Source organism: Pontibaca salina, from assembly GCF_016307205.1.
GTDB lineage: Bacteria > Pseudomonadota > Alphaproteobacteria > Rhodobacterales > Rhodobacteraceae > Pontibaca > Pontibaca salina.
In genome coordinates, this window is the sequence record NZ_JAEIJD010000020.1 from 1 (window position 1) to 10,028 (window position 10,028).

The following is a 10,028-nucleotide window of genomic DNA, read 5'->3' on the forward strand; positions in this document are numbered from 1 at the left end:
CTCCGCGCCGCTGCCGGTTGCTCACATCGCGCCAATCGGCGTATCAACCCAACGGGCTCCGGTTCCGCATGGATGAAAGTTCAGTGGCAGGTCAATCGGCCTATTTTGACAAGGGCAGGATTTTCCACTTGATCCTGCCCGCGTCCCGGCCTAGAGAGCGGCACACGGTCAGGGGCCTTAGCTCAGCTGGGAGAGCGCTTGCATGGCATGCAAGAGGTCAGGGGTTCGATCCCCCTAGGCTCCACCAAATCACCTTTTAAGTTATAGGAATCCTTAAACTTAAAGGCTTCCGGTTCGTAGGCATCCTTTTTGATTATACTTGCGGTATACAACAAGGATGAAACTCTAGCCGACGCTTACCATCGACAGAAACGCGGGAATGTTTGGCATTGCTACCGACAGCACCCAAACCGCTTGACCCGGTCATTTGTGCGACGTGCATCAAGCAGATTCTGGCTTTCACAGTCAGATGCGGACCAAAGGCTGCAAAATGCGTGGGATTAGCGATCTGAAGCGCAGCGGCGCATCGGTGGCGGCGAGACAAATGCAGGGCAGTCCCGGATCGGCCATCGGACTGTGCGCCAGATCCTGATCAGCAATCTCAAGATCGCCAACCCCAAAGCGTCCGGTTTCGTCGCTGAAGCTGCCTTGCAGAACCAATGTCAGTTCTAGGCCATTGTGACTGTGATCCGGCACAGCCTGACCGGGCGGAATAGAGAGCAGCCGAACCGAGCCCGCGCGATTGGCAAACAAGATGCACTGACGGACACCCATTCCGAGTGATTTCCAGCTTGGCCGCCTGCCCTTCAAAGCCTCCACCACCGGTCCGGGAAAGACACCAGAGCGCGGATAGATTGGCTGCGGCGTGAAGGGGGCATCAAGCTGACTGAGAGTTCTGGATTTCAGGCTTTCGGACACGGTTTCGGCTGCGACAGTTTCCAAAACCGCGCCACCGCCGGCCTCATGCGCTTCATACGCAGCGCGGCACTCCAGACACAGCGAGATATGGCTCGCCACAACCAGCGCATAAACATGCGGCAGACTGCCTGTAGCATAAGCCGCCAGAAGCGAATCAGGGGCGTGGTGGGTGATTGCGGTCATCTTGGCGCAGTTCCTTCAATTCGTGTCGCAATCGCTCCAGACCCAAACGGATCCGGGACTTGATTGTACCAAGCGGCAGGCCGGTCTGGGAGCTAATTTCCTGATGACTGAGCTCACCCATATAGGCTCTTTCTATCATTGCGCGCTGATCCGGTCGTAGCCGAGCCAACGCTTGTTTCAACTGTTCGGTTTCTTGCTCTAAGGCGAGCCTCAAACTTGCATCGGTCTCGATTTCCGGCGCTTCGCCCATTTGTTCGGGCAAGGGACGGTTCTCCTTACGGATTACATCAATCTGGCGGTTTCGCGCGATTTGATAGATCCAGCCCGAGACCTGCGCGCGCGCCGGGTCATATTGCTGGGCTTTGCGCCAGACCGTCAGCATGACATCCTGCACGATCTCTTCCGCTTGCCCGGATCCGGTTCCAGATCGCATGATGAAGCCTTTCAGGCGTGGAGCGAAATGATCAAACAACGCCTCAAAAGCGACGCGGTCACGCTTGTCACGCACTGCCAGCATCCATGTTGTTTGTGGCGAGGCCTTGCGGGCTGGTTGCGTCACGGCAGCATCGTCCTTTCGCAGCCGTGCGACAGGGTGCCGGTCGGCGGAATTCATATCAATGCGTATGTTCAGCATATATTATTTACGTGCTTTGTGGGAGGCTGGATCATAATTGATCCAAATTCTTATCAATGACGTATTAAAAGTACGCAGCCGACTGGAGATAAGATGTCACTCGATGCCCACCCGATCCGCCCGCAACGCATCGCCATTATCGGCGGCGGGATATCTGGGCTTGCAGCCGCATATCTACTGGCACCATATCACGCAGTGACCTTGTTCGAAGCTGCGCCAAAAATGGGCGGGCACGCGCGAACGGTGATGGCCGGACGCAATGGAGATCAGCCGGTTGATACCGGATTCATCGTTTTCAATTACGCCAACTATCCCCATCTGACGCGGATGTTTCAGGAGCTCGATGTGCCTGTGGCCAAAAGCGATATGAGTTTTGGCGCGTCAATCAATGGCGGACAGATCGAATACGGGCTGCGCAACCTGCGTGCCCTGACCGCGCAGCGGCGCAATCTGCTGCGGCCTGGGTTCGCCCGGATGGTGCGCGACATCCTGCGCTTCAACAACAAGGCCGAGACCCAAGCCACCGACGACAACGCCACGATCAGCGAGTTGATGCGGGATCTGAACCTGGGCGAGTGGTTCCAGCGTTTTTATCTGATGCCGCTTTGCGGCGCAATCTGGTCGACGCCGCCTGCCGAAATCGGCGCTTTTCCGGCCCGCGCCTTGGTACAGTTCTTCCGCAATCACGCTTTGCTGAGCGCCTCGGGCCAACATCAATGGTGGACGGTGAATGGCGGCAGCATCGAATATGTGCGGCGCTTGGAGCATTTTTTGCGCGGGTGTGGTGTAGCGATCCGCACCGCTACGCCAGTGCAGAGCGTCGCGCGCGACAATCAGAAAATCATAGTTCACAGTATTGGGCCGCCTGAACCATTTGATCAGGTGATTTTTGCCTGCCATTCGGATCAGGCGTTGCGCCTGCTGGCCCAACCCACCCGACAGGAAACTGCGGCCTTGTCGGCCATCCGGTTTCAGGACAACCAAATGATTCTGCACCGCGACACAAGCCAGATGCCGCAGCGGCGCGCGGTCTGGTCCAGTTGGGTCTATAAGGCCGATACCACCCGGCCCGAGCCTGCCATCGGCGTCACTTACTGGATGAATCGCCTGCAGAATATCCCTGAGCAGGATCCGCTTTTTGTATCACTCAATCCGTCGAGCGAAATCCCCGAGCACCTGATCTATAACCAAAAAATGTTCCGCCATCCGGTGTTCGACGCTGCGGCACTGACGGCGCAGAGACAGCTGACAAAGATCCAAGGAGAGAACCATACATGGTTCGCCGGAGCCTACACGCGACACGGCTTCCACGAAGACGGCTTTGCCAGCGCCGCCCGCATTGCGCGGCTGATGGACGGCCAGATTGCATGACCTTCACCCCGCAACATATCGCGGGCGTAACAACCCATACGCGACGCGGTGAAATCCGCCACAGGTTTTGCTATGGCGTCGATTACGTGTTGATCAACCCCGAAGCCCCAATGACACGGCCCCGCCTGTTTTCCCGCAATCGGTTCAATCTGGTGTCGGTGCATGATTGCGATCATGGCGGCCCGATAAAGGCGGGGCGCGGCGCGAATTGGGCGCGGGAAGTGCTGGCAGCGCACGGGCTGGGTGAACGCGCTCTGGACCTGCGCTTGCTCACGCAGCCCCGCTATTTGGGCTATGTCTTCAACCCGGTGAGCTTTTGGCTGGCGATGGAGAGTGACGCGCTGATCGCGGTGATTGCCGAGGTCTCGACGCCCTTTGGCGACCGTCATTCCTATCTGTGCCACCAACCCGACTTCACTCCGATCACCAAGGACATAAGGATTACCGCCCCAAAATCGCTACATGTATCGCCGTTTCAGGAGGTAAGAGGGTCTTATGAGTTCTCGTTTGATATCCGCAGCGATCAGATTGCCATTCGGATCCTGTACCGCAATGGCGATGAAGGTCTTGTTGCCACCTTATCAGGACCACGCGCGCCCCTGACCACTACCGGGCTTATCCGTGCCAGCCTGCGCCGCCCTTTGGGGGCGCTGCGTACGATCATTTTGATTTATTGGCAGGCCCTGCGCCTGAAATTGAAGGGCGCGAAATATCGCCCCCGTCCATCCCCACCCAATTCCGAGGTGACCTGATGCAATTCCTGACCAAGCGCGTGAAACATGATTTTCTGGATACATGCGCCCAGATCCAGTGCGGCAGCCTACGCCTGCGCACACCTCAAAATGAGGTATACGATTTTGGGCAGGGCAGCCCCGCCGCCGAAATGCTGATACATGATTGGTCGGTGATCACCGCGATTGCCGCGCGCGGTGACATTGGGCTGGGCGAAACCTATGTCGCGGGCCTGTGGGAAACCGCATCCATTGCGGATCTGACCGAGGTTGCTTTGCGAAACCTCGAACAGTTTCGCAACTATGCCTATGCGGGGTTCTGGAATACGCTGAAATTTCGGGTGGTGAACCGCCTTATGCGGGCTAATTCCACCCGAGGTGCAGCGCGCAATATCCGCGCGCATTACGATGTGGGTAACGAGTTTTATCAGCTCTGGCTTGACGAGGGCATGACCTATTCCTCAGCGATGTTCGCCTCCGGTGATGCCGATCTGAACCGCGCGCAAAATCGCAAATATGACCGAATACTGCACCGCCTCGGCGACGGTGAAAGGCTGCTTGAAATCGGCTGCGGCTGGGGCGGATTTGCTGAACGGGCGGCGGAGTCGGGGCGCGATGTCCTTGGTCTGACGATCTCGCCTAGTCAGCAGGGATACGCTGATGCAAGGCTGGACGGGCGCGCGGAAATTCGTCTTCAAGACTACCGCGAAAGCCACGGAAAATACGACAACATCGTCTCAATTGAAATGATCGAGGCTGTCGGGCAGGATTATTGGCCGACATATTTTGCCACACTGAAGTCGCGGCTGGAAGATCACGGACGCGCCATGATTCAGGCGATAACGGTCCCGGATGCCTATTTTGACACCTATCAACGCGGCTCGGATTACATCCGCTACTATACCTTCCCCGGTGGCATGTTGCTGTCCAATGCTGTGATCGCCGAGCAGGCCCGGCGTGCGGGGCTGGTGGTCCGGGACAGCCATGCTTTTGGCTCCGATTATGCCCGCACCTGCGCCATCTGGAACCAGCGTCTAGACCAGCAATCAAGCCGGATTCGACGGCTGGGCCATGACGAAAGCTTCCTGCGCAACTGGCGCTTTTACCTCGGCATCTGCACGGCCTCGTTTGCGGTTGGTCAGACCGATGTGGTTCAGGTGGAATTGGCCCATGCCTAAGGCGGAAACCATCTGGATCATCGGCGCCACCGAAGGGATTGGCGCCGCTCTGGCCCGCGACTGGGCGGGGCGCGGGGCGCAACTGATTTTATCCGCGCGTTCGGCCGGGCGCTTACAGGAAATGGCCACAGCCCTTGGCCCCGATCATCTGGCCCTCCCCTTGGATGTGAGCGCGCGTGAGAGCCTTGAGGCAGCCGCCGAAAAGATCGCCCGGATCGCGCCATTGGATCGCGTCGTGCATCTGGCGGCGATCTATGATCCGGGCAAGGTTGCAGATCTGGATGCTGAAACTGCGGCCAATATTGTGACTGTAAACCTGACCGGCAGCTTTCATATTGCTCAGATCGCGCCACCTCTGCTCCGCGATGGCGGTCAATTGGCGCTGTGCGGGTCCGTTGCCGGCTATATCGGCTTGCCGCAGGGCCAGATCTATTCGGCGACCAAGGCTGGCGTGATCAATCTTGCGCAATCGCTGCGCGCTGAACTGGCGGGGCGCTACGATGTGCGGCTGATTTCGCCGGGCTTTGTCGATACCCGCCTGACGCAACGCAATGATTTCACGATGCCGGCAATGGTCACGCCGGAAGCCGCCGCGCGCGCCATCATCACCGGCTTAGATCGGCGACGTTTCGAAGTGCATTTCCCCCGCCGACTGACCTATGCGCTGAAACTGCTGAGCGCCCTGCCCTATTGGGCTGCCTTGCCCCTGACACGCGGGTTGGCGCGATGAATAATGCTGCGGCACAGCGTGTTGTACCCGTTTTTGCCTTATGAAAAGAGCTGGCCAATGAAAGTTCTAGTTCTCTATGTCTCGACTTGCGTCATTTTCTTTGCCGCCGATGCCATTGGTTTACGTCTGCTGGTCAAACCTGTCTTCGAGCGCCACGTTGGCCACCTGTTTGCCGATCCGTTTCGGGTCATTCCCGCCACTTTCTTCTATCTGGGATACGTCGCTGGCATCCTGTGGTTTGTTTCGGTTCCGGCGCTGCGCACGGGGAACCCAATGGCTGCTTTGGTTGGAGGGGCGCTATTGGGGCTTATGGCTTATGGCACCTATGAATTCACCAATTACGCGACGCTGCGTGACTGGTCACTCGAACAGGTGGCGGTCGATGTATTATGGGGCGGCGTCTTAACCGGGTTTTCAGCATGGGCGGGGGTCATGGTCGCGCGGGCAGTAAGTTGATCATCCGCCATCCCGCGTCACCAAGCCACCTGTGCCCCCCGCCAGTCAAAAAAGCCGCCGCTTTGGGATGGCGACAGATTTTCAATCACACCAATCAGATTTGACGCCGCTTCTTGCGCCGGAACAGCTGCATGGTTTGGATAATTTGCTGTAAATCTGGTTGCGACAGTGCCGGGATGCAGCAGCACGCAAATTGCGTGCGGATGGCTGCGTGCCACCTCGATCGCAGCCGTATGAATCAACTGATTTAATGCAGCCTTTGATGCCCGGTAAGAGTACCAGCCGCCAAGCCGGTTGTCGCCAATCGACCCGACCCGCGCCGACAATGCCGCAAAGACCGTGCGGCGATCACGCGGCATGTGCTGCAACACATGATTTAACATCAATGCCGGTCCTGCGGCATTCAAAGCAAATTGTGCGGCCAATGCGTCGGGGCGAAGCGCCTTTAACTGTTTTTCTGGACCGCACTGATTGACCTCCAAAGCGCCTGTCGCAACGATGACCGTCTCAAACGGACCGCTGACACGCGCCATAGCTGCGATAATGCTGTCCTCGTCGGTTATATCGAACGCGTCAGCACTGCGCGACAATGTAGCAACCTGGTGCCCGCGCCGCTGAAGCCCTTGCACCGATGCACTGCCGATGCCGCCCGACGCCCCGACCACCAATGCGCGTTTCATCACAGGCCTCCATGTGACTGGGGAGTTCTAGAACCTCTTCTGTCAGCGTGAGCGATTAGGTAAACGGGTTGATGCTTGTTCGGCTCCGATTTGGCGTGCAAAAGTTGAAGAGCTCTGCCAAAATCCCGCCTTGATCTCATACCGGAACCATAAACGCGGACTGGCCAAGGCAGAAAAGACGCTGCCCCGGCCACCCATTTTACTTGGCGGGCATAATCACAGCATCAATCACATGGATGACACCATTCGACGCCTCGATGTCTGCTGAAACAACGTTAGCGTTGTCAACTGTTACGCCGTCTTCGGTCATGATCGTCACTTCGCCACCCTGAACTGTCCCCGCCTTCATGCCATTGCTCAGGTCAGATGACATCACCCTGCCGGGGACCACGTGATAGGTCAAAATTGCGGTAAGCTGCTCCATGTTCTCTGGCTTCAAAAGCTCGTCGACGGTGCCATCTGGGAGCGCGGCAAACGCGTCATCTGTGGGCGCAAATACCGTGAAAGGGCCTTCGCTTTTGAGCGTATCAACAAGCCCCGCCGCCTGAACCGCTGCCACCAGGGTGCCGAAGGAGCCAGCTTCAACTGCAGTGTCAACAATGTCTTTATCTGCGGCCAAGGCTGGCAATGCGAAGACGCTGGACGCAGCAAGCGCCAAAAAAGTTCTGCGGATCATTTTGGATCTCCCGATTGGATTTAGCCGATGCCTTTACTGGCAACGTTCTTATTACGGCTGGGCAATGGGATCAGATCATTCACGTATTCGTGAAAAATCCGCAACCCGGGCCGGCGGCTTGGGAGCCGCTTGCAGATATAAGAGCATTTTGCGTTCAATCGGCTTCGCCCGCTGTCATGAGCCTCTGTGCTGCACAAGTGCTGCCGCGTGACGTGAAAAGCTAAGCTCAGGAGGCCCGACGAAATGGCGTCCGTCGAGTGGGAAACCCGACCCTGATTAGGTACAAGAGTGCAGATCGATTGGGAAATTCAATACTTGCCAGAGCGCGACCTCGCTCTATAGTCGAATCACGGCAGGGGCGGGTCTCCCTCGCTCCGGCCTTGTGAGACAGGCGCCGGGACGCGAGGATGAATGACACGCATGAAAGGTGATCTCGTAACGAGGATCAGATTATCCAGTTGGGATAGGTTCACCGTGGCCGCAGATATTAGCCACTGGGCCGCTCCGTTTGAAGTGAAGAAGCAGAGCCACACGTCTGTTGAGCGCCGGGGCAGAGCATGAACGTGCCTGTTGGCAACCTGCAAACGCTTATTCTGAATGCGGACATGCAACCCTTGAGCTATGCCCCCTTGTCGGTATGCAGTTGGCAGCAGGCGATTGTCTCGGTCTTTCAAGGGCGCGTCATACAGGTCAAAACCTATGATGACATTTACGTCAGATCCGCCACCAGCAATCATGAAGTCCCCGCCGTCATTGCGCTGAAGAAATACCGGCAGCGCAAGCACGTCGCATTCACCCGATATAACGTGTTTTTGCGGGATGAATTCAGGTGCCAGTATTGCGGGAAGCGATTCCGCGCCAAGGACCTGACTTTCGATCATGTCGTGCCGCGTTGTCGCGGCGGGAAATCGAACTGGAACAATATCGTCGCGTGCTGTTCCGCCGATAATCTTCGCAAGGGCAACAAGACCCCGGCACAGGCTGGCCTTAAGCTGCTGCGAAAACCATTCCGGCCCACCGGGTTCCAACTCGATGCCGCAGCGCGCCGTTTGCCCAAGTCGGGTGAGGAATTGCAGCAAACGTGGATCGATTTCCTGTACTGGGATGCAGAGCTTGAACGCCGCTAAAAGCGCGGGCGCATTGCGTGTAGAACCGTGCATCCACTTCCCGAAACGCGTACGCGCAGCACGCTCTAGTAACGGCGCTTCGATGAACGGCAATACAACCTGACCGGATGTGACACCTGGGTTTTCTAGATTTTCCAGAAAGATTTAAAAACAGCTGTCATTTTTTGAATTTTCGCCTTGCAATGCCGCGCGCCCACGTCTATTGCCCGCAGTTGTGGACCGATAGCTCAGCTGGATAGAGTACTTGACTACGAATCAAGGGGTCGGGGGTTCGAATCCTCCTCGGTCCGCCACCCCCCTCTTTAAAATACAACAAAATCATTGACTTCCTTTGATTTTTGTCTAAGGGGGCTGGGGGCTTAGACAAATTGCTGGAGACACTGATACTCAGCACGTGAACTAAGAAGACGGGTCAGGATGGATGAATCCTGTTGGATGTGTGAATTTCGCATCGCGGCCTCTGCTCCCCCTGAAATGCAATCGCCCCGGAAATCATCCAGGGCGGCGCAGTCAACAGACAGGTTTCAGAACATCTACAAGCTAAAGAAACTCGCCTGTCTGCAAAACAGACGGAGTCAGCAGCTTGCGGCGATCAGCACCACGCACGTAGCGCTCGACCTCTTTCAAGGTTTCATGTCCGCTCCATGCGGCAATCTCTTTGCTACTCGCACCATTCTCAGCATGCAGGATCATGCGGCTTTTGCGTAAGCCATGGGATGTCCGCCCGACCAAGCCCGCGGCGCGGGCCGCTTTAGCGAACCACTGCGAGGCACTTTTCTCCGAGCGCATGGTCCCAAACTGCGTTGCCAACCAGATATTCTCCTCGCTGCACATCGCTGCAATCGCCTTCATAAGGTGATCAAGGTCGGCGGGCTCAGCAAAGCTGGGCAATACGCGCTGGAAGGGTACCGACACTTCGGAGCCGGTTTTTTGTTGAACAAAGTTGAGCCATCCGTCGCCATCCACGTGACCAGGCCCGAGTTTGCGGGTGTCCGAGATTCGGGCACCAGCCCAGTATTGAAGCTCCATTGCCACTCGTTGTTTGCTACCATAGGGCCAATAAGCGCGATACTTTTCGATGTCACTCAAAGTCCATGGCCTATGTCCGCCAGTGTTGAGTTCGGGGTTGGCCTTCACGCCTTCGGTTGCTCGATGTGTAACAACACTGAACCGCCCCGGGTTTACCGGAGAGTTTCCGGTTCAATAATTAAGCTGCTTTTTCCGCAGCGTTCAAGCTTGCGTAGAATGCCTTCTGTGGTTGACGCCCGTAGTGCAAGAAGTTTCTGACCTTATTGGCGCGTGATCGAGTGCGGTCTTCTGTGAGGCCTCATGATGCGGCACTTC

The 10,028-nt window shown here is 56.9% G+C and carries 11 protein-coding genes and 2 tRNA genes; 8 read left to right on the forward strand and 5 right to left on the reverse strand.

Annotated features, from left to right (window positions below):
* The first annotated feature begins 171 nt into the window (after positions 1 to 171).
* Positions 172 to 247 (forward strand) — tRNA-Ala (locus JAO82_RS13925).
* 218 nt (positions 248 to 465) lie between these two features.
* Here the strand turns inward: JAO82_RS13925 and JAO82_RS13930 are convergent.
* Positions 466 to 1,101, reverse strand: a complete 636-nt coding sequence (locus JAO82_RS13930) for a ChrR family anti-sigma-E factor (RefSeq protein WP_198687002.1) — start codon at positions 1,099 to 1,101, stop codon at positions 466 to 468.
* Positions 1,073 to 1,735 (reverse strand): sigma-70 family RNA polymerase sigma factor, encoded by a 663-nt coding sequence (locus tag JAO82_RS13935; RefSeq protein WP_198687003.1) that lies wholly within the window; start codon positions 1,733 to 1,735, stop codon positions 1,073 to 1,075. The genes JAO82_RS13930 and JAO82_RS13935 overlap by 29 nt, the downstream gene beginning before the upstream one ends.
* 93 nt (positions 1,736 to 1,828) lie before the next feature.
* Here JAO82_RS13935 and JAO82_RS13940 point away from each other — a divergent pair, with 93 nt between their 5' ends.
* The 5 genes from JAO82_RS13940 to JAO82_RS13960 are packed head-to-tail and all read left to right on the forward strand — an operon-like array spanning position 1,829 to position 6,201.
* Entirely contained in the window at positions 1,829 to 3,106 is a 1,278-nt protein-coding gene (locus JAO82_RS13940; protein ID WP_198687004.1) for an NAD(P)/FAD-dependent oxidoreductase, read from the forward strand.
* Positions 3,103 to 3,858: a DUF1365 domain-containing protein gene (locus tag JAO82_RS13945; RefSeq protein ID WP_198687005.1), complete on the forward strand. Its 756-nt coding sequence runs from the start codon at positions 3,103 to 3,105 to the stop codon at positions 3,856 to 3,858. The genes JAO82_RS13940 and JAO82_RS13945 overlap by 4 nt, the downstream gene beginning before the upstream one ends.
* On the forward strand, positions 3,858 to 5,015 hold the full coding sequence (locus JAO82_RS13950; RefSeq protein WP_198687006.1) for an SAM-dependent methyltransferase: 1,158 nt from the start codon (positions 3,858 to 3,860) through the stop codon (positions 5,013 to 5,015). Before JAO82_RS13945 ends, JAO82_RS13950 begins: the two co-directional genes overlap by 1 nt.
* The gene (locus JAO82_RS13955) at positions 5,008 to 5,745 is read left to right on the forward strand and encodes an SDR family NAD(P)-dependent oxidoreductase (RefSeq protein ID WP_198687007.1); all 738 of its coding nucleotides are present in this window, start codon (positions 5,008 to 5,010) and stop codon (positions 5,743 to 5,745) included. The genes JAO82_RS13950 and JAO82_RS13955 overlap by 8 nt, the downstream gene beginning before the upstream one ends.
* 57 nt (positions 5,746 to 5,802) lie before the next feature.
* Positions 5,803 to 6,201, forward strand: coding sequence for a DUF2177 family protein (locus JAO82_RS13960; RefSeq protein ID WP_198687008.1), 399 nt, complete (start codon positions 5,803 to 5,805; stop codon positions 6,199 to 6,201).
* Positions 6,202 to 6,218: 17 nt separating this feature from the next.
* Here the strand turns inward: JAO82_RS13960 and JAO82_RS13965 are convergent, their stop codons facing one another.
* Together JAO82_RS13965 and JAO82_RS13970 are read right to left on the reverse strand one after the other, a co-directional pair.
* Positions 6,219 to 6,881: an SDR family NAD(P)-dependent oxidoreductase gene (locus tag JAO82_RS13965; RefSeq protein ID WP_198687009.1), complete on the reverse strand. Its 663-nt coding sequence runs from the start codon at positions 6,879 to 6,881 to the stop codon at positions 6,219 to 6,221.
* A gap of 199 nt (positions 6,882 to 7,080) precedes the next feature.
* Positions 7,081 to 7,557, reverse strand: coding sequence for a fasciclin domain-containing protein (locus JAO82_RS13970; RefSeq protein ID WP_198687010.1), 477 nt, complete (start codon positions 7,555 to 7,557; stop codon positions 7,081 to 7,083).
* Between the two features lie 605 nt (positions 7,558 to 8,162).
* Between JAO82_RS13970 and JAO82_RS13975 the strand changes: the two genes are divergently transcribed.
* Both JAO82_RS13975 and JAO82_RS13980 read left to right on the forward strand, forming a co-directional pair.
* Positions 8,163 to 8,684, forward strand: coding sequence for an HNH endonuclease (locus JAO82_RS13975; RefSeq protein WP_232897426.1), 522 nt, complete (start codon positions 8,163 to 8,165; stop codon positions 8,682 to 8,684).
* Between the two features lie 216 nt (positions 8,685 to 8,900).
* A tRNA-Arg gene (locus tag JAO82_RS13980) sits at positions 8,901 to 8,977 on the forward strand.
* A 247-nt stretch (positions 8,978 to 9,224) separates the two neighbouring features.
* Here JAO82_RS13980 and JAO82_RS13985 read toward each other — a convergent pair.
* A complete protein-coding gene (locus JAO82_RS13985) occupies positions 9,225 to 9,773 on the reverse strand; it encodes a tyrosine-type recombinase/integrase (RefSeq protein WP_198687012.1) in 549 nt (182 codons plus the stop codon).
* Positions 9,774 to 10,028 lie beyond the last annotated feature (255 nt).